This window comes from Paenibacillus sp. FSL H3-0469 (genome assembly GCF_038051945.1).
Classification (GTDB): domain Bacteria; phylum Bacillota; class Bacilli; order Paenibacillales; family Paenibacillaceae; genus Paenibacillus_AQ.
This window is the reverse complement of sequence record NZ_CP150302.1, coordinates 912,270-931,659: the sequence shown is the minus strand read 5'-3', so window position 1 is coordinate 931,659 and position 19,390 is coordinate 912,270. Positions and strand designations below refer to the sequence as shown.

The window sequence follows — 19,390 nt, the reverse complement described above, 5'->3', positions numbered from 1 at the left end:
CAGTCTGAGGTCATTCTTGATTATTCGTACATAATACACTTAGCGGAAGGTTCCGCCCTGCTCCAGGTCCTCTACGAAGTCCTTGGCTTCCTTGAGGCCCAGATTCCGCGCTTCACGCATGACCTTGATTGCCTGGATTTTCTTGCCCTCGGCTAACAGCAGGCGGATTCTCCGCTCGAGGTCCGGTGCCAGCTCAGGGTTCTGCACGAACAGGGGAGCCGGGATGTCGGCAGCTCTGCCGATTGCTGGGGGAGAGTATTTTCCGCCGTAAGCGTCTCTTTGCGCTAACCGGGACTCCAGCTCGTTCACACGTCTCTTCAGACTGAACACACTGAGCATAAGCAATAGTGCCAGCACCAGAGCCAGAATGGCGATGAGATCGATCGTATCCATATGTTCCATAGGCATTGCTCCTTCCTTAATTATCTACTACCCGTAAGAAGAAAGAATGAACACTTCAGACCTGATTGTTGATTGTATCCCCTTAAGCGGGAGCCTACAATGAGTTACAGGAACAGTACACCTATTGCTTCAACGGTACGCGGATTCCCAATTCATCTACAGGAGTGATTGCAATGAACGAAGCTACACATATGAAGGCGGTTCGGATCCATCAGTTTGGAGGGATAGAAGAGCTAAGGTATGAGGATGCGCCGATTCCCTCTCCCGCAGCGGACGAGATTCTGATTAAGGTGGCAGGGACTGCGTTTAATTCTGCAGATGTCAAAATCCGCAAGGGCTACCTGCAAGCCGTTTTCCCGCATGAATTCCCGTACATTCCTAACATTGAGGTGTCGGGTACAGTGGAGGCAGCAGGAGCTGAGGTTACAGACTTTCAGCCGGGGGACAGAGTCTATGCTGCGCTTGATATGTCCCGGGACGGCGCTGCCGCAGAGTATGTGGTCACCCAAGCGCAGTATGCTGCGCTGGCGCCAGTCTCCATAGAGTTATCCGATGCTGCCGCGCTGCCGATTGGAGTCTTAACTGCATGGCAGGGGTTGTTCGATCATGGTAACCTGCCGCATGGCGGGCGTGTGCTGATTGCCGGAGCCGCCGGCGGGGTAGGCAGCTATGCGGTGCACTTCGCCAAACAGCATGGGGCGTATGTCATAGGGACTTCCTCTGCGGCCAGTATGCCAAAGCTTCGGGAGCTGGGGATTGACGAGATGATTGATTATACCAAGGAGAGCGTCACGGACAAGCTGAAGGACAAGGTGGATCTGATCCTCAATCTGTCCCCTGAGAGTTCAGAGGTACTTAATACCTGGCTGCCGCTGCTAAAAGAGGGAGGAGCGCTGATCTCGGCGGTGAATCCTGCAGACGAAGCGCTGGCAGCGCAGCTTGGTGTTAAGGTACATCAGCTGTTCGCACGAGAGGATCGTACGCTGCTGACTCGGGTTGCAGAGCTGGTGGATACGGGTAAGCTGAAGCTCTGGATTACTGAGCGTCTGCCGCTGGCCGAGCTGGCTGCCTCCCATGCCATGAGCGAGGCCGGTAAGCTCCGTGGTAAGGTGCTGATTACCATTTAAGCCTTCGCGATTAGAGTTGTCTGCATGAATAAGACCTCGTTATAGATCACCGCCAGCTCCTCCGGAGTATAAGGCATTCCGCTGTGTAACCATTCTTCCGTAATTCCAAGAAAAATAGACGCGGAATGCGCAGCGAGATACTCTGGAGGAACCGCCGGGTGGCCGGCAAATACGCCATTCATCTCCAGCTTCCGGTAGAAGCTGCGCTTGATAACCTCCTTGAATTGCCCCGGAAATCCCGCCTCCCCTTTGGCCCCGAGAAATAACCGGAGCCGCTCGCCGTGCTGCTGCAGGTACTCCAAGATATGCACCAGCGGCGGATAAGGCAGACCCTTCAGATAATGCTCCGACATTTCTTCACGTACGATTTTGACGACCATCACCTGCTCCAGACCTGCCAATATTTCACGCTGAAGCTGCTCCAGCAGATCGTATTTATCTGTAAAATGCAGATAGAACGTTCCCCTGTTAATATGTGTTCTAAGTGCCAGCTGGCGTACGCTCACCTTGTGGAATCCTTCCTGCTCCATGAGCTGGAGGAAGTTATCCTCGATTAAAGCACGGGTTCCCGCTGACATCATTTCATGTATTTCACCCATATTGTGTTCGCCTCTTCCGTTAACTGCTAACTGCTGAATATCTGTCTTTTTAAAATAGGATATTTCCGCCCAAAATTCAAATGTCAGCTATACCATAGCCATTCCGTTTACCAAAAATGAGAGTAAATGGTGTATAATTATGAAAAGGGAGGTGATTCTGATGACTGAATTCCCTACTGGCGGTGGACACCCTGGCCCTTCTATCTATTCAAATGACCCCGGCGGGCACAAAGCCAATCATGACGTCAATGAACAGAAGCTTCATCGTGAAGGGCCTTTGGGATTCTGGCGGCAGATCTCTGATCTGTTGATTGCGGTGGGTGTTATTGCTTTGGTTATTGTTGTGATCATGTGGATTGTTTAACTGAATAGATTGAACTTATATTTTTTCTGTTATGGGACTGCCGTGACTCCAGAGAATGTTTGGCCCTCCGGCCGCTGTTGTATTTGGATTTCCTGATTAGAACCGCTTTTCGCGGTAGAAATCCAAATACAAAGGCGGCCGCTACCGCTCCTACAGTTCCAAATTTCCCCTCCGCTTCTTTTGCTTTTTTGTTAAATGCCCGGCATTTCGCTTCTAATCCGGCCTCAGGAAGAATTATGCAGAAATGCGGAATGACCTACGAAGGCACTTTGAAAGATCAAGTACATAAGATTAACGCCTATGAAGATTTGGTGTATTACGGAATCTTTAATCCCGCTCATCCAAGCCAATAACCCCGGTCCGCTCTTCCTTCGCGATCAGCCCTTCCCCCGATATTCACTCGGCGTCTGGCCGGTGAACTTCTTGAACTGCCGCATGAAATGGACATCGTTCTCATAACCGCAACCCGCAGAGATCTGGCTGACGGTATAGGTGGTGTTCTTCAGTAAATAGGAGGCATGGCCCACACGATTAAGAATGATGTCGCTGACGGCCGGAATGCCGAAGATTTGCTTATAGATCTGCTGAAAATAGGACGGGCTCATGTTCATCCGCTCTGCCAGCTGTTCGACAGAATACCAGGTGGAGGGAGAGCTGAGTACCTCGTTTCTCAGGTTCAGGAACGAATCATAGTATTTGCTGACCGGTTGGCTGGCCTCCACGTGATGCCGCATATCGCTAAGCTTCATGAACAGACAGCGAACAATGGAGTCGATAATCTCCTGGCGGAAGCTGCCGTTCTGGAGATTCTCCCAGTGCAGCTCATTTACTTTTCTGGTGATATAGAGCGGATCATGGGCCTTCATTAAGGTGTCCAGCGGCAGCTTCAAGCGGTCAAACCAAGCATTCGCCCCCTCCAGCTCAAAATGGAACCAGTCATGCACCAGCGGCAGCTCAGCGTCTCTGTAGAAGTAGTGGCTGTCTCTGTTATAGATAATGTAAGTATTCGGTTCAGCATACACGCTCTGCGCCTGAAGCCTCAGCTCCATCTTGCTCCGAAAAAATACGAAGACGTAATCGCCGGAGCCCTCCGGGCGGTCTATGGTCATGCCCTCCGGATGAATTACATTCGCACCGCACCGCTTCAGGGTGATCATACACAATTCCACCTTTTAGATAATAGATCAGTCATTAAATAGGATAAATCATTTTCTTTCAAGGGACAAGGGAGTACTCTGTGATAGTGAATATGGAGAATACTTCAGTAACGAGAGAGAGGGCTACGACCGATATGATTAGAGCAGCAGCTACGAAATTCTATACCCCTAACTACCCGAGACCCCAATTTGTCCGCAGCCAGTGGCTGGATCTGAACGGAGAATGGGACTTTAGCTTCGATGATGACAATGCAGGCGTTGCGGCGCGCTGGATGGACCATTTTCCGGCCACGCACACCATCAATGTTCCATTCTCCTACGAGACAGCGGCCAGCGGCATTGGCGATGAGACCTTTCACCCCCGGATCTGGTACCGCAAGCATTTGGCTCTGTCCCCGGCGGTAGAAGGGAAGCGGACGGTGCTGCATTTTGAAGGCGTGGACTATAAAACGGTCTGCTGGGTGAACGGCAGCTATGCCGGAGAGCATGAGGGGGCGTATACCCGGTTCTCCTTCGATATTACCGATCTGCTGCGCCCTGAGGGCGGGAATGAGATCGTGCTGATGGTGACTGACAGCGACAGCTGTCTGCAGCCCCGGGGGAAGCAGCGCTGGGCGGGCCGGAACCACGATTCATTCTATGTGCAGACCACCGGTATCTGGAAAAGCGTCTGGCTGGAGCATGTCCACGCTACCCGGCTGGATTCCGTGAAGATGACACCCGACATTAACCGCCAAATGCTCCGCCTGGATTACCGTGTACACGGCCTGAGCGAAGCCCGGAATCTCCGGCTGGAGACCGAAATTACGTTAAAGGGCCAAAGAGTAAATAAGCTTAGCCTGCCGGTGGACAGATCAAGCATGACTGTGGAAATCAGCATGATGGAAGGCATTAACGGGCCTTGGCTGCAGAACCTGTGGTCACCGGGGAATCCGAACCTTTTTGACATCGAATTCGTGCTGTATGCGGGTGAACAGGAGCTTGACCGGGTCGGCTCGTATGTCGGTATGCGCAATATCTCAATCAAGGGCAGCCAGATCCTGCTGAATAATATCCCCCTGTACCAAAGACTGATCCTGGACCAGGGCTACTGGACCGATACTCATCTGACTCCGCCGTCAGAAGAAGCGCTGATTCAAGATATTGAAGCGATTATGGAGATGGGCTATAACGGCCTCCGCAAGCATATGAAGGTGGAGGACGCCCGCTTCCTGTACTGGTGCGATGTCAAAGGGCTATTGGTCTGGTCAGAGATGGCGGCTGCTTATGAATATAACGACGAGGCGCTGGAGCGGTTCACCAGGGAGTGGCTGGAGGTCGTGCAGCAGCAGTATAATCATCCGTGCATTATCACCTGGGTGCCTTTTAACGAATCGTGGGGGGTACAGAATATCCTTCATGACGTCCGGCAGCAGACATTCACGGAAGGGATCTATTATTTGACCAAATCTATCGATCCCTATCGTCCGGTGATTACGAATGACGGCTGGGAGCACACCGTGTCCGACATTCTGACGCTGCATGATTATGTGGAGCGGGGGGAAGCGCTATATGAAACCTACAAGGATAAAGACTCTATTACCGGCAGCAGCGGCACGTATAACGAATGGAAGTTTGCTTTTGCAGAAGGGTACAGCTATAAGGGGCAGCCGATCATCATCAGCGAGTATGGGGGGATTGCCTTCAAGAGCGAGCACGGCTGGGGCTATGGCCATCAGGTGGATAGCGAGGAAGCTTTTCTGGAGCGGTTCGGCAGCTTAACCCGGGCGATTCAGGCCATTTCTTTCATCTCCGGGTACTGTTATACGCAGGTTACAGACGTTCAGGATGAGGTCAACGGGTTAATGACTGCGGAGCGCGAGCCGAAGGTGGCACTGGAGCAGATACGGAAGATTAACCTGCGCCTGGGGATGTAAACTCTTTCAAAAATCACCGGAGGGGTTGACGAACGGAGAATATTACACTATCATTCATAATAGTTACAAAAAATTAATAATTGTCAGGCAGCATTAGCCGGCAAGAAAGGAGACTGAGTTCTTTTTGAAGAAAGGAATCGTATGGCTGCTTAGTATTCTGATATTGCTATCGTTTGGATCTGAAAGAGCATCTGCGGATGACAGCTCCAGGCTTGACCAAGAGGTTAATGGTGTGATGGGAACTCCATACAAATGGGGGGGCACCAAGGCATCTGAAGGGTTTGACTGTTCCGGATTTATAATATACATATTTGGCAAGTTCAACTTAGATCTTCCGAGAACATCCAAGTCGCAGGCAAGTGCAGGCGAATATGTGGCCAAGTCCGATTTACGTCCAGGAGATCTGGTCTTTTTCGAAACCGGGGGCAACGGCATCTCGCATGCAGGCATCTATGTGGGCGACAACAAATTTGCACATTCCTCCAGCAATAAGGGCGTTACGATCACCAGCCTGTCATCAGGTTACTATAAGGAACGCTATGTTACTGCCAGAAGAACCATTTCTGAGAGCACTTATCAGAAGATGACTGGCAATTAATTCGATCACTCATCCTATATAATAAACAAACGGCGACGTTGCCCTGGATCTACCGGGGCGGGTCGCCGTTTTTAGTAGAGGCTATGACTTGACCGGCTCCTCGATATGCACCATCACCCGCACCAGATAGTCCTCCGGATGCTTCATAACGATCTCATCCAGCAGGAATTCCTCATAAGCATCTCCTTTAATGACATAATGATTCTGCTCAATGTAATCAAAAATCTGCGGATAAATCTTCTCGGTATCCTCATAATCAGCCCGGGTGTAAGACACAAGATAGTAGCCTTCCGGCATATATTCTTGTTCGTGATGCTGTGTAGTCATATAGCTGTACATATAAGAGATTATATCTCCGTCCCTCCTTAGCAGATCCTCCTTACAGATAATCGCTCCGCCCGGATATCCGGCAGGTGCATTCTCCTTATGCAGACGTTCCTGGTAATCATCCCACAGCTCCTCGTTCAATTCCCGCCTCGAATCATGGACACGGCGGCTTCGCAGAATCGGCTTGCGGGCCTGGTGGATAACAGACATACGGCTGGTGTCGGTATTCAAGGTATGTTCAATATTGCCCGCGCGCTGAAGAATCATCTGCCTGGCTTGTGTGAGCTTCGCAATCTGTAGCTGCACAATCTCCTCCTGCTTCCGCAGCAGCTCCAGGGTGCTTGCCGGAGAACGGTGCTCCAGATACTCCCGGATATCCTCCAGAGACATGCCCAGCTCTTTGAAGAGATAAATCACACCAATGGTATCCAACTGGGTGCGGATGTAGTACCGGTAGCCGTTGTCAGCCACGAAGGCGGGCTTGAATAAGCCGATCTGATCATAGAAAATGAGCGTCTTGCGCGGTACACGGGACAGCTTGGAAAAGGCGCTAATCGACATCAAATCAGTCTTAGGTTTAGCCATCTTCATCTCCTTCTAAATGACGGGTTGACTGTATAGTTACTATACAGTTTATAATAACCTCTGTTCTTACGGTTAATCAACTTGTTCACAACAAAGAAGGAGAATGCTTATGATCAGGAAGTTACTGCAAAGTGTGCGGGAGTATAAGAAGGATACATGGTTGACTCCTATATTCTTGCTTGGAGAGGTTGCCATGGAGGTGCTGATTCCCTTGCTCATGGCTGAGTTAATTGACCAGGGCATCACCGGGGGACAGATGAACCAGATCGTGAAGTATGGACTGATTCTGATCCTGTTCGCTCTGGTCTCCCTGGTATTCGGCGCTCTTGCCGGTAAACATTCAGCCACCGCAATGTCCGGCTTCGGGCGAAATCTGCGGGAAGACCTGTTCCGTCATGTGCAGCGGCTGTCTTTTTCCAATATGGATAAATTCTCGACCTCAGGCATCGTCACCCGGCTGACTACAGATATCACGCATGTGCAGAATGCATTTCTGATGATTATACGGATTGCGTTCCGCAGCCCGGTGATGATTATATTTGCCACGATTATGACCTACCGGGTCAGTCCCGCAATCGCTACATGGTTCGTCGCCGTTATTCCGGTGCTTGCGGCAGGGATGATACTGATTCTGAAATTTGCTTTCCCGGTATTTGAACGGGCTTTCGACAGTTACGATGAGCTCAATAAGGTCGTACAGGAGAATGTCCGCGGTATCCGGGTGGTCAAATCCTACGTGCGGGAGGAGCATGAGATCTCCAAGTTCCAGGCAGTGTCGCTGAGGATCTTCGCACAGATGGCCAAAGCTGAACGCATCCTGGCATTTGAGCTGCCGCTTATGCAAGTGATTCTGTATGGGGTGATGCTGATTATCTCCTGGGTAGGAGCCAAGCTGGTGGTGGGCGGCAATATGACAACCGGAGAACTGACCAGTGTGTTCGCCTACTCCATGCAAATTTTGATGAGTCTGATGACGCTGGGGATCGTGGTCGTGATGGTGGCGATTGCCCGCGCTTCTGCCGGACGTATTCATGACCTGATGGATGAACAGCCGGACATCACAAGTCCCGATTCCCCGGTCACTGAACTGCATACAGGCGAGGTGGAGTTCCGCAACGTGTCCTTCCGTTACTCCAGTAAGGCCAAGAAGGATGCATTATCGGGGATCAACCTTCATATTCCATCAGGGCAGACAATTGGCATTATCGGCGGGTCGGGCAGTGCCAAGTCCACATTGGTCCAGCTCATTCCGCGGCTCTATGATGTTACCGGAGGCGAGGTGCTTGTTAGCGGAACGAATGTGAAGGACTATGATCTGCATGTGCTGCGGAGTCAGGTTGCTATGGTACTCCAAAAAAATGTACTGTTCGGCGGCTCCATCAAGGACAATCTCCGCTGGGGGAATGAAGCGGCTACCGATGAAGAGCTGATCGAAGCCTGCAAGGCCGCACAGGCCCATGAGTTCATCACGTCCTTCCCTGACGGATATGATACCCGGCTGGATCAAGGGGGGACGAATGTGTCCGGCGGGCAGAAGCAGCGGTTATGTATTGCCAGAGCTTTGCTGAAGAAGCCCAAAATCCTTATTCTGGATGACTCGACCAGTGCAGTGGATACACGAACAGATGCACTAATCCGAACTGTATTCAAGGAGAGTATTCCGGATACGACCAAGATCATTATTGCCCAGCGGATCGCGTCTGTCGAAGATGCAGATCAGATTATTGTGCTGGATGACGGGGAGCTGGCGGATACCGGGACGCATCAGGAGCTTTTGAGCCGGAGTACGATCTATCAGGAAGCTTACAACACACAGACGAAGGGAGAGGAAGCACAGCATGAACAACATTAATTACGGCAGAACGATTAAGCGGCTCCTGGCCTACTTCAAGCTCTTCAAGTTCAGAACCTCACTGGCCCTCCTGCTGGTGCTGGTAAGTTCTGCGGTATCTGTAGCTTCCGCTACGTTCCTGAGATTGCTCATCGATGACTTCATCACGCCCCTGCTGGGCGATCAGCATCCGGTATTTGATGCCTTGTTCCAGGCACTGGCCATTCTTGCTGTCATTTACGCCGCCGGTGTCCTCAGCACATTCATCTCCAAGCGGCTGATGATTACAGTCTCACAGCTCATTATGAAAAGAATCCGTGACCATCTGTTCGCTCATATGCAGAAGCTGCCGGTTAAGTACTTCGACCGCAAGGAGCACGGAGACATTATGAGTCACTACACGAATGACGTAGATACACTAAATATGATGCTCACAGACGGATTGCCGCAATTGCTCTCTACGGTTGTGACGGTTATAGTGGTGCTTGGCACGATGCTGTATCTGGATGTCCCGCTGACGATTGTAGTGGTATTAGGCGCACTGGTGATGCTATGGATTACCAAGAAGGTTGGAGGGAAGGCGACACACCACTTTTTCCGGCAGCAGGAATCTATTGGCGCACTGGACGGATATATTGAAGAAATGATTCACGGGCAAAAGGTCGTGCAGGTGTTCGGCCGTGAAGAGCGATCCATCGAACAGTTCGCGCACCTGAACCGAGAATTGTTCGATAGCTCCACGACAGCCAACAAATATTCGAATATTCTGATGCCGGTGAATGCCAATCTGGCTACCCTAATCTATGTACTGGTGGCAATAGCGGGTGGGGCCATGTCGATCTCCGGCTGGAATGAAGGCTTGACGCTGGGAAGCATTGCGGCGTTCCTGAGCCTGTCCCGTAACTTCACGATGCCGATTGCTGAAATATCCTCCCAGATCAATATGTTCGTGGTGGCGCTTGCAGGCGCACAGCGGATCTTCAACCTGATGGACGAGCTGCCGGAAGAAGATCAGGGCCGCGTTAGCCTGGAGCAAGACCCGCAAGGCACCGGATGGGCATGGAGGCTGGAGGATGGTTCCACAGTGCCGCTTGCCGGGAAGGTGGAGTTCAAGGATGTGAGCTTCACGTATGACGGGAAGAAGCAGGTGCTGCAGGAGATTACTTTATCTGCGGAGCCTGGGCAAAAGCTTGCTTTTGTAGGCGCTACAGGTGCCGGAAAAACGACCGTGGCCAACCTGCTGAACCGTTTCTACGATATCACGCAGGGTGAGATCATCTATGACGGCATCAATATACAGCGTATCCGCAAAGCGGACCTGCGCCGGTCCCTTGGTATCGTTCTGCAAGACACGCATCTGTTCTCCGGCACGGTGGCCGATAATATCCGCTATGGCCGGCTGGAGGCCACTGACGAGGAGGTTATGCAGGCCGCCAAGCTGTCTTATGCCGCGAGCTTCATCGAACGCTTGCCGGACGGATACCAGACTCAGCTGGACGGGAACGGGAATGGACTGTCACAGGGCCAAAGCCAGCTGCTGGCGATTGCCAGATCAGCCATTGCCAATCCGCCGGTGATGATTCTCGATGAAGCGACCTCATCCATCGATACGCGGACAGAAGCCCTGGTACAGAAGGGGATGGATAATCTAATGGATCACAGAACTGTGTTCGTCATCGCCCACCGCCTGTCCACGGTACGGAATTCCGATGCCATCATGGTGATGGACATGGGGCGGATTAAGGAGCACGGTGATCACCGGCAGTTAATTTCAGAGAAGGGGATATATTATCAGTTATATACGGGAGCTTTTGAATGGGATTGAGTACCTTAACCCAAGTTCAAAACCTTCACCAGCAGAAAGCCTAACCCGGATAACAGAACCGATCCGATCAAGCCGGCTCCGAAGGCCCCCAGGCCCATACGCTTAAAAGCAGCCACATCTACGTTCAAGCCGAGTCCGGCCATCGCCATGGCTATGAGGAAATAAGCGGCTAAGATAAGCTTATCCGTGACTGCTTCAGGGATAATATGAAGAGTATTGACTCCGCTCATTAGCAGGAACCCCAGGATGAACCAAGGAACCGGTACAGCCCTCCAATTGGAGGGTCCGGACTCCGGGTTCGCTTGCCGCTCCTTGCGGTTGGCCCAGATTCCGATGATTACAGCGACCGGTACCAGCATGGTGACACGGGTTAATTTGACGATGACGGCCAGATCAACGGCCTCCTTGCCGGTTGGCCCGGTTGCTGCAATGACATGAGCGATTTCATGGAGTGTAGCTCCCGAGAATATACCGTAGCCCAGTTGGGTCAGGTTAAGGATAGGGTAGAGAAGGGTGTACGCCAGTGTGAAAAGGGTGCCCAAGATCGCAACGGTAGCCGCGCTGACCGCCGTCTCCTCGTCGCTTGCTTTGAGCTGTGGGGCGATGGCTACAACCGCTGCCGCTCCGCAGATCGCCGTGCCGCATGCCGTCAGCAGCCCCAGTCTGGATTCTACCTTGAACCATCTGGCCAGACCAAGCACGGTACAGATTGTGAACCCAATACACACCAAGGCGATCAGCAGCACCTTGGGACCCGCCTGAAGGATATCCTTCAGGCTAAGTCTCATGCCGAGCAGAATGATGCCATACCGCAAAAGCTTTTTGGAGGTAAAAGAGATGCCATGGGTTACATAACCTGGAACGCCTAGCGTGGCTCTCCAGATCATTCCGAGCAGAATAGCAATGACTAATTGCCCCATAATGCACAGGAAGGGGAAGGCGGATACGTATTTGGCGAACAGGGCCAGCATTAGAGGCAAGGCGATACCGAGCGCAAAGCCCAGCTTCTTCTTTTCTTCCATGTGCACAGCTAAGTGTAGATTCATCGAAGTCACGTCCAATAGGTTGAATTTAGTTCCTTTAAACACTATATTCAGTTATGATTGATTAGGGAAATACGGATTTTAAATGTATATCATAACGAATACTTATCTTAAGAGAGAGAGTGAGCGATTTATCATGCTGGAATCCCTGGTGGTCTATGTAACGGTTGTGGAGCAGCGGAACTTCTCCAGGGCGGCAGAGCTTCTGCATCTGTCACAGCCTGGGGTCAGTCTGCAGATCCGTAATCTGGAGAAGGAAGTCGGCGTAAAGCTCATGAACCGTTCGCCCAAATGGGTGAAGCTGACGGAAGCAGGGGAGCTGTTCTATAGACGGGCGAAGGAAATGTTGAATCTCTACGAGTCGGTGAAGCTGGATCTGGCCCGGCTGCATGATACCGTGAGCGGAAGCTTACATATCGGGGCAAGCTTTACGATTGGCGAATATGTGTTGCCGCGGCTGTTCTCATCCTTCGCCAAGCAATATCCCGATGTGGACATGGGGATGACGATTGCGAATTCAACGGAGATTGTCTCTGCCTTGCGGGAGAACAAGATTGAAGTGGGGCTGATCGAAGGAAGCATCGAGGCGGCGGATCTGCAGGTTGTTCATTTTATGAAAGACGAACTGATTATCGTCGCTGCTGAGAATCACCCGCTCTCACGAACGGGCGCGGTGGAGGTGGGCGTACTCCAGGATCAGATATGGGTGCTGCGTGAGAGCGGTTCGGGGACGCGTTCGTTCAGCAATCATTTTTTGACACAAGCTGGTCTAAGAATGAAGCGCTCGTATGAGATCAACAGCAGTCAGGGAGTGAAGGAGGCTGTCGCTAACGGACTGGGGATTTCTATTCTCTCGAAGTGGGTGGTCCGCAGGGAGATCGAGACCGGTAAGCTAATAGAAATTCCTGTGCAAGGCCTGAGCCTTGAAAGAGACTTCTCGATTGTGCGGCTGACCGGTCATGTTCCCAGCAGAGCGAATGAGGTGTTCGTGGAGAGGTTGGTGAAGCTGGACAGTACATTTGCCTGAACCGGAATAGTGACGAGGTCATTTAATGGTCTGGTATATGAGGCCTATGGCACCAGAATCAAATGTTTTATTTTCGATAAGCTTCAGATTAGTTTTCTCCTGGACACCTTGGAATAACGGTAAGCCGCTGCCGATCAGGACGGGGGAGACCGTAATTTTATATTCATCGATTAAGCCAAGCTGCATAAGAGTGTGTGCGAACCGGGGACTGCCGAGAATGACGATATCCTGGCCTGGCTGCTCTTTGAGGCGCTTGATCTCTTCCTCGACGTTCTCTTTGACCAGTCTGGAATTATTCCATTCAACATTCTCCAGGGTTGTGGAAAAGACCACTTTGGCTGTCTTCTCAATCCATTCCGCATGATCCCGTTCGTGCTGCGAAGCGGTTGGGTCCGAAGGTACGGCAGGCCAGTAACTGTGCATCATCTGATAAGTTCCACGACCCCAAATGACCGTGTCCGCAGTACTCAGAATTTCCCTCGCGTGTCTCTCCAGATCAGCATCATAGGCAACCCAGCTAATATCCATTGGGCCGTTCGGCCCTTCAACAAAACCGTCAAGCGAAGCATGCAGAAATAGAACGAGTTTTCTCATTTTTATTGCGCCTCCCATAGCGAATTTGGTTTGATTTGGTTTGGTATGTTTAGTATAACTCATTATGTTTTGGCACTGCGAGGCAGCTTTAACTGAAACGTAAATACGTTATCCACGTGTTGCAGCGTTAAGGTGCCTTGATGCAATTCGGCGATATTCCTGGCGATGGAGAGGCCGAGGCCGGACCCTGACTGGATGCCTTCGCTGCTTCGGGAATAATCCACTTTATAGAAGCGCTCAAACAGTTTATCCATCTGCTCGCCTGTGATCGGTTTTCCTTTATTCTCGACCTCGACCGTAATAAAGTCATGATAAATGTTCATCCGGACAGTAATCACACCCGGCTTCAAGGAGTACTTCAGAGCATTCATCAGAAGATTGTCGATGGCGCGGGCGAGCTTGTTACTGTCGATGTAAGCCGGGACAGGGGAATCTCCGAGCCTTCGCTCAATGTGAATATCATTCTCCTTCGCAATGGGCTCAAACTCAAACAGCAGCTGACCCATCAACTGGTTCAAGTCGATCTTATTCAGCTCCAGCCGGGTGTCAGCCGAGGTAAGCCGGGTGTATTCAAATAAATCATCAAGCAGCTTCTTCAGATGCGTTGCCTTGTTATAGGTGTTCTGAATGAAGCGGTCATACTCTGCCTTGTCTTGAAAAGAATCGGTCCGCAGCAGCTCAATATACCCGATGATACTGGTCAGCGGAGTACGGAGGTCATGGGAGATTCCAGAGATCAAATCCATCTTGGATTTCTCCAGATCACGCTCTTTTTGCATCTGCAGCTGCAATTGTTCTGTCATATGATTAATGCTGGAAGCTACCCGCCCAAGCTCATCCTGCCGGTCAACTGCAACCCGGTATTCCAGATTACCCTCCGCAATCACCTGCAGCCCTTGTTCCAGATGAATAATATCTTTTACCATTCGCCGTGTTAAGAAGAGAAAGGTAAGAACGAAATTGATAATAAAGATAGGAGTGATGACGAATGTAAACCATTTATCTATCCAATCCTGGTTACGGATATTGAAATACTCCAGCGAAATTAAGATGATGATATTATTCAAAAAGACAGCCACTACCGTGCTCAAAATAATCCGGTTCAGGATATTCGCCTGAATTTTTTTCTTCCGGGCCCGTGGTTTAGGCTTAGAGGCTCTAGTCAATTTTATAACCTACTCCCCATACGGTTTTGATGTACTGAGGTTCTCGTGTGTTCACCTCCAGCTTATCCCGCAGATTCCGGATATGAACCATCACCGTATTATCCGAATAGCCGTAAGGCTCTTTCCAGACGGTTTCGTATATTTTCTCCGAGCTGAATACTTGTCCGGGATGGCTCGCCAGCAGCACCAGGATGGAGAATTCCAGAGGTGTAAGGGAAATATCCTTATCCCTGAGCTTCACCGAATGTTTGCTGGTATCAATAACAAGTTCCTTAATCAACAGCAGGGAGTTTAGTTCAGCCTTGCCCATCAGACTTTGCCGCCGCAGCTGGGCCTTAACTCGAGCCAGTAACTCTAGCGGATTGAATGGTTTAACCATATAATCGTCAGCCCCGGTAGTCAGACCCGTGATTTTATCGATGTCTTCTTCCTTGGCGGACAGCATGATAATTGGGGCGGCGGATATTTCTCTTATTTTGAAGCAGGCCTTAATTCCATCCATCACAGGCATCATGACATCTAGGATCACAAGCTGGACCGGGGTGGTTTGGATCGTCTTTAGTGCTTCTTCTCCATTGGCTGCTTCAATGACCTGATAACCTTCGTTCCGCAGATAGACATGAATGACATCCCGGATATCCGGTTCATCATCGACAACAAGTATGGTAGTCATTACAATAACTCCTTTTGGACTTTGTTTCCTTGAGCGGATAACTCCAGTGTAAACGATAGCCTGGGATGTTTAAATTGTTTCCTTTTTGCGGCAGACATAAACGAATGCAGGAGGGAGATTGACGGGTACTACTTTTATTTTTTCAATGACAAAGTGTGCGGATAGTGTCTTCTTCATTTGAAGTGAATATTGAAAGGCGATGAATACTCCGCCAGGTTTCAGTGCCTTATGAATCTGATCGACCAGCGTATGTCTTACTTCAGATTCAAAGTTAAAGAAGGGTAAGCCGCTAAAAACATAATCGAGCTGCTGAACGCCCTCCTTCTTCATGGCTTCAACTAATCGTGAGGCATCGGGATAACAGGCGAAGTCCGGATATGCGGTCCGCAGATTATTCCTCATCGTGTCGTTCATCTCGAACAATAACACTTTGGTGGAGTCTTGTGCATGCTGATGAATATAACGGGTGATGGCACCTGTCCCTGAGCCGAGTTCGGCTACGGCTTTTGTCTCCGGCCAAGATGCCTGTTTCACCATTTTGTTCGCAAGAAAACGGGAGCTGGGCATGACACTGCCCACATGCTTGGGATTCTGCAGGAAGCTTCTTAGGAATAGGATAGGTTCATTGGTATTCATGTAGGGTTCCTCCGTATGTGTATTGGTAATATAACCAGTTGCAAATGAAATCATTGAAGCGCTGATAATATAGGAGCGCCGAAATAAGTGCCGGCTGTAAAATAGGTGATGGTCCATAGCAAAGCACTGGAATAGGAGACGAGCACAAATCTCCGGTAACGTATGCCGCTCAGTCCAATGACTATGGGAAGAACGTACCGCACAAGCGGGATAAACAACCCGATGCACATGGCATACTTGCCATACTTCTTCAGAAGCTGTTCAGCCTTAACAAAGTGCTTATGATGCTGAAATCTGCGGCGGAGCTGGGGACCGAATAGCTTGCCTGCAAAATAAGCAACTGTAATGGCCGTTAATAGTCCGCCGAGAATACAGAAGTAGGTGATCCATGAATTGAAAGCACCGGTGCTGCTCAAGATGGCACCGCTGATGATCGTGATCTCATTCGGAATAGGAATGCCAAATGGCCCTAACGAGAAGGCAACGAAAAAAATTAGATATCCGTACTGATGAAACAGCTCTAAGAGGGTGTGACTGATCATTGTTTTTGCCTCCTCAGTGGTTGATATAGCAAGCATAAAGAATAAAAATTAGGAAATTCATGAGTATAAATCTGAAGAAAATCTAAAGAATCTATAAGTATGTTCATAAAAAATCTCACAAAAAAAGCCTAACCAACTAGTTGGCAAGGCTTAAAGCGGATGGAGGCTGTTGCAGTGATTGGATGAGCGGTCTCTGATTAGCAGCGGGTTTTTAGGATGTATTCATTCAGCCGGTCTTGAATTTGCATGATTTCTGCGCAGGTATCCTGGATCATCATCAGCCGTTCCTCCTGATTCGTAGCAGAGTTGGAGCGGATGCACTTTATTTTTCTTACAACCTCTTCCAGCGGCTCGTGAATCTCTTGTCTGATCGCCGTCTCCATACAGGAGAATTCTCCAGGCCACGGACGAGTTAGAATCGTTAAAGAGATTACAAGTAAAATGGTAAAGATGCCAGTAAGAAACACAAAATAGAAGTGAATGAGCTTGGGGTCAGCCAGATAAGCAAGCGGCAGGGCACACAGAAAGGTTACAAATAACGCAATCAGAAAGCTTGCACAGGCACGAACGACGATATGAGTGCGAATACTCTGGCGGCGGGAGAGCGAGGACAGAAGAGTCATTATCTTCATCATCGCTCCAAGCCGGCCGATCGCGTACGGGATGACAGGGAATGGAGCACTTGACCCGTCACCCTGAAGCACAGCTCTCCAACCACAATTCCCCCGGCAATGTCGGCCGCCACATGCTGCTTCACCAGCACAGTAGAGACGATAATTAGAATGGAGAGGGCAGAGGTCATCACCCATATCGCTAGTCCGAAGATGCGGGTTCCCCGAAGAATCACATAACTGGTTAATACATGGATTGATGGAAAACAGTTATAGGGCTGATCATTACTATAGACGTAAGATACCATCGTATAGAGAAAGCTGGTGTGACCCTGAAGATCCGGACGGTTAATTCCTGTCTGGAACAATGAAAAGAAAATGTAAGAAATCACCAGACCACAGCAAAGTGCAGTCAGCGTTTGGAAATAAGATTTTCTGTCTATAAAAGCGAGTGCGATCAATGCACCTGTAATGAACGGATACCACAGGATATATGGAATGATAAAGGCTGGTATAAAAGGAATCATGGAATCCAGCGTTGTGGCAAGACTATAGACATGAACTCCAGGCCGATTTAGAATGCCGTAAAATATATTCAGGCTTGGAATCGCTGCAAGCCACAGCAAAGATAAATAAGCGGATTTGTTGGAAGGTTTCATAAGCTTCAAGCGCTCAACTCCTAAATGGATAATCGAAAATCGATTCAATGCATAATCAATGTATCCATCATAGAGATAAACTCTGAAGAAAATTAAAGGAAAAATCTTAAGAATTTCTGAATTTCGAACTCATTTTGTTGGCGTTCATCTTGAAAGAAGGGAATTAATTCCGTTCGTAACGTAAGGAATAGCCAATTTTATATATTCTTCTGGTGGCGCAGTGTTATTGTGTTGCCAATCAACCGAAGCCCCCAAAATTCCCCAGCTTAATATGACAGCTGCGATTCTTAGAGATTCATCGCTGACAGTGGAATGTTCATTTAACAACAATTGGTAAAAAATCCTTTCCAGTTCTTTTTGTATATTTGCTTCAAGGGTTGCTTTGAAGGTCTCGAAGCTGTATCGACACTGTTTTGATAAAGCGACCTGAAAATTTGTGATGGACAGGAAAACATTAATGATCGTTGTTTGATTCAGTTCTTTGTACTCATTGATTTCATTAAACACATTGTTCGTGAATTCCTCTTTCATTGCTTTTTCCATTAAATCATGTTTATCGGTGAAGTGATAATAGAAGGTGGCACGATTCACTGTTGCTTCTGCCGTAATATCATGGATGGTGATATCCTTAAATTTTTTTTTGGTTGAAAGATGAATAAATGCATCCATGATTAATCTGCGTGTACGAATAATACGTGGATCTATTTTTGCTTCAGCCATAGGAAATCCCCGTTTCTATTTATAATTTTCTATACATATTCACTTATATGTCGTATATCCGACAAAAGTTTAAAACCGTTGGTTGAACAATCTTTGAATAATAATATAATCCAAATATACAACATCCGTTGTAAAAACAATAGGTGATAGAAAAGTGAGGTATTGCAGTTAGATATACGATACTTTTCTGAAAACATACAAGGAGCGCAATATGAAAAAGATACTCATCCTGGGCGCAAGCGGTCGTACCGGACGCCTTATACTGGACTACGCTTTGCGCAAAGGCTATAAAGTGAACGCACTGGTTCGCAACCCGGACAAAATACAACCGCGAGAAGGTCTGACCTTATTCAAAGGAACGCCGGAAAATCCCGAAGATATTGACCATGCTATGGAGGGTACGCAAGGAGTGCTCGTGGCGCTGAACAATGTGCGTACCTCCGATTTTCCGTGGGCAAAGCAGGTTAGCCCACCGCGATTTATGGCAAACGCAGTAAAAGGCACGGTGATCGCTATGGAAAAAAGAGGACTTCGGCGTATTGTAATCATCTCGGCGCTCGGGGTAGGGGATTCCTTTTCCACAGCTCCGATTCTCCTTCGCTGGTTGGAAAAATATACCAATGTAGGCAAGACATATGATGATCATAATTGGGTGGATCAAGAAATCCGCGATACGGATACCGATTGGACGCTTGTTCGTGCTGTGGGATTAAGTAACAGCGACAAGTCAAAAACATTGCAGGTAACAGAGGTCGGAGGCCCTAAGCCTGCTCTGATAATTAGCCGTATGAATGTAGCGAAATTCGCCGTAGACGCATTGGAAAACGACGCATATATCCACAAGGCACCGATTATTTACGAAAAATAGATTCTGGCAAGGAAATCCTGGCTAAAACCTAGTTTGATAAGAGATGACATAATAGTCCTGCAATCAAGATATCGATTGCGGGACATGTAACATATAAGCTGATTTGAACATTCCTGAAAT

General features: G+C 49.2%; 21 protein-coding genes. 8 read left to right on the top strand and 13 right to left on the bottom strand.

From position 1 onward, the window contains the following. Window positions 1-39 precede the first annotated feature (39 nt). Entirely contained in the window at window positions 40-402 is a 363-nt protein-coding gene (locus NSS83_RS03910; RefSeq protein ID WP_341185646.1) for a ribosomal protein L7/L12, read from the bottom strand. Window positions 403-575: 173 nt separating this feature from the next. On the opposite strand from NSS83_RS03910, the gene NSS83_RS03905 reads away from it, so the two are divergent. Then, a complete protein-coding gene (locus tag NSS83_RS03905; RefSeq protein ID WP_341347727.1) occupies window positions 576-1,529 on the top strand; it encodes an NADP-dependent oxidoreductase in 954 nt (317 codons plus the stop codon). Here NSS83_RS03905 and NSS83_RS03900 read toward each other — a convergent pair. After that, window positions 1,526-2,128, bottom strand: a complete 603-nt coding sequence (locus NSS83_RS03900; RefSeq protein WP_341347726.1) for a TetR/AcrR family transcriptional regulator C-terminal domain-containing protein — start codon at window positions 2,126-2,128, stop codon at window positions 1,526-1,528. The two genes, NSS83_RS03905 and NSS83_RS03900, sit on opposite strands and share 4 nt — an antisense overlap. A 160-nt stretch (window positions 2,129-2,288) precedes the next feature. On the opposite strand from NSS83_RS03900, the gene NSS83_RS03895 reads away from it, so the two are divergent. Then, complete coding sequence (locus NSS83_RS03895; protein ID WP_341185649.1) at window positions 2,289-2,492, top strand: hypothetical protein; 204 nt, start codon at window positions 2,289-2,291, stop codon at window positions 2,490-2,492. Between the two features lie 377 nt (window positions 2,493-2,869). Here NSS83_RS03895 and NSS83_RS03890 read toward each other — a convergent pair whose 3' ends face one another. Then, window positions 2,870-3,649, bottom strand: a complete 780-nt coding sequence (locus tag NSS83_RS03890; RefSeq protein WP_341347725.1) for an AraC family transcriptional regulator — start codon at window positions 3,647-3,649, stop codon at window positions 2,870-2,872. Window positions 3,650-3,741: 92 nt separating this feature from the next. Here NSS83_RS03890 and NSS83_RS03885 point away from each other — a divergent pair, with 92 nt between their 5' ends. Beyond that, on the top strand, window positions 3,742-5,565 hold the full coding sequence (locus NSS83_RS03885) for a sugar-binding domain-containing protein (RefSeq protein WP_341185652.1): 1,824 nt from the start codon (window positions 3,742-3,744) through the stop codon (window positions 5,563-5,565). Window positions 5,566-5,689: 124 nt separating this feature from the next. After that, a complete protein-coding gene (locus tag NSS83_RS03880; RefSeq protein ID WP_341347724.1) occupies window positions 5,690-6,163 on the top strand; it encodes a C40 family peptidase in 474 nt (157 codons plus the stop codon). Between the two features lie 81 nt (window positions 6,164-6,244). Here NSS83_RS03880 and NSS83_RS03875 read toward each other — a convergent pair whose 3' ends face one another. Beyond that, window positions 6,245-7,075 (bottom strand): MerR family transcriptional regulator, encoded by an 831-nt coding sequence (locus NSS83_RS03875; protein WP_341185654.1) that lies wholly within the window; start codon window positions 7,073-7,075, stop codon window positions 6,245-6,247. A 109-nt stretch (window positions 7,076-7,184) separates the two neighbouring features. On the opposite strand from NSS83_RS03875, the gene NSS83_RS03870 reads away from it, so the two are divergent. Together NSS83_RS03870 and NSS83_RS03865 are read left to right on the top strand one after the other, a co-directional pair. Further along, entirely contained in the window at window positions 7,185-8,927 is a 1,743-nt protein-coding gene (locus NSS83_RS03870; protein ID WP_341347723.1) for an ABC transporter ATP-binding protein, read from the top strand. Continuing rightward, on the top strand, window positions 8,914-10,731 hold the full coding sequence (locus NSS83_RS03865) for an ABC transporter ATP-binding protein (RefSeq protein ID WP_341347722.1): 1,818 nt from the start codon (window positions 8,914-8,916) through the stop codon (window positions 10,729-10,731). Before NSS83_RS03870 ends, NSS83_RS03865 begins: the two co-directional genes overlap by 14 nt. A 5-nt stretch (window positions 10,732-10,736) precedes the next feature. Here the strand turns inward: NSS83_RS03865 and NSS83_RS03860 are convergent, their stop codons facing one another. Continuing rightward, complete coding sequence (locus NSS83_RS03860) at window positions 10,737-11,777, bottom strand: YeiH family protein (protein WP_341347721.1); 1,041 nt, start codon at window positions 11,775-11,777, stop codon at window positions 10,737-10,739. Window positions 11,778-11,907: 130 nt separating this feature from the next. Between NSS83_RS03860 and NSS83_RS03855 the strand changes: the two genes are divergently transcribed. Continuing rightward, window positions 11,908-12,801 carry a LysR family transcriptional regulator gene (locus NSS83_RS03855; protein WP_341348708.1) on the top strand — a complete coding sequence of 298 codons (894 nt, stop codon included), beginning with the start codon at window positions 11,908-11,910 and terminating at the stop codon, window positions 12,799-12,801. Between the two features lie 18 nt (window positions 12,802-12,819). On the opposite strand, the gene NSS83_RS03850 is transcribed toward NSS83_RS03855, so the two are convergent. The 8 genes from NSS83_RS03850 to NSS83_RS03815 form a co-directional block, all read right to left on the bottom strand. Continuing rightward, complete coding sequence (locus NSS83_RS03850) at window positions 12,820-13,395, bottom strand: dihydrofolate reductase family protein (protein ID WP_341347720.1); 576 nt, start codon at window positions 13,393-13,395, stop codon at window positions 12,820-12,822. Between the two features lie 62 nt (window positions 13,396-13,457). Further along, window positions 13,458-14,561, bottom strand: coding sequence for a HAMP domain-containing sensor histidine kinase (locus tag NSS83_RS03845; RefSeq protein ID WP_341347719.1), 1,104 nt, complete (start codon window positions 14,559-14,561; stop codon window positions 13,458-13,460). Beyond that, entirely contained in the window at window positions 14,554-15,234 is a 681-nt protein-coding gene (locus NSS83_RS03840) for a response regulator transcription factor (RefSeq protein ID WP_341185660.1), read from the bottom strand. The genes NSS83_RS03845 and NSS83_RS03840 overlap by 8 nt, the downstream gene beginning before the upstream one ends. Window positions 15,235-15,303: 69 nt before the next feature. After that, window positions 15,304-15,870, bottom strand: coding sequence for a methyltransferase domain-containing protein (locus NSS83_RS03835; RefSeq protein WP_341185661.1), 567 nt, complete (start codon window positions 15,868-15,870; stop codon window positions 15,304-15,306). Window positions 15,871-15,920: 50 nt separating this feature from the next. Next, window positions 15,921-16,412, bottom strand: a complete 492-nt coding sequence (locus NSS83_RS03830; protein WP_341185662.1) for a DedA family protein — start codon at window positions 16,410-16,412, stop codon at window positions 15,921-15,923. A 197-nt stretch (window positions 16,413-16,609) separates the two neighbouring features. Further along, window positions 16,610-17,047 carry a hypothetical protein gene (locus tag NSS83_RS03825; RefSeq protein ID WP_341185663.1) on the bottom strand — a complete coding sequence of 146 codons (438 nt, stop codon included), beginning with the start codon at window positions 17,045-17,047 and terminating at the stop codon, window positions 16,610-16,612. After that, the gene (locus NSS83_RS03820) at window positions 17,044-17,682 is read right to left on the bottom strand and encodes an inositol phosphorylceramide synthase (protein ID WP_341348707.1); all 639 of its coding nucleotides are present in this window, start codon (window positions 17,680-17,682) and stop codon (window positions 17,044-17,046) included. Before NSS83_RS03820 ends, NSS83_RS03825 begins: the two co-directional genes overlap by 4 nt. A 144-nt stretch (window positions 17,683-17,826) precedes the next feature. Further along, the gene (locus NSS83_RS03815; protein ID WP_341347718.1) at window positions 17,827-18,402 is read right to left on the bottom strand and encodes a TetR/AcrR family transcriptional regulator; all 576 of its coding nucleotides are present in this window, start codon (window positions 18,400-18,402) and stop codon (window positions 17,827-17,829) included. Window positions 18,403-18,613: 211 nt separating this feature from the next. Between NSS83_RS03815 and NSS83_RS03810 the strand changes: the two genes are divergently transcribed. Next, entirely contained in the window at window positions 18,614-19,270 is a 657-nt protein-coding gene (locus NSS83_RS03810; protein WP_341347717.1) for an NAD(P)H-binding protein, read from the top strand. Window positions 19,271-19,390: the final 120 nt, after the last annotated feature.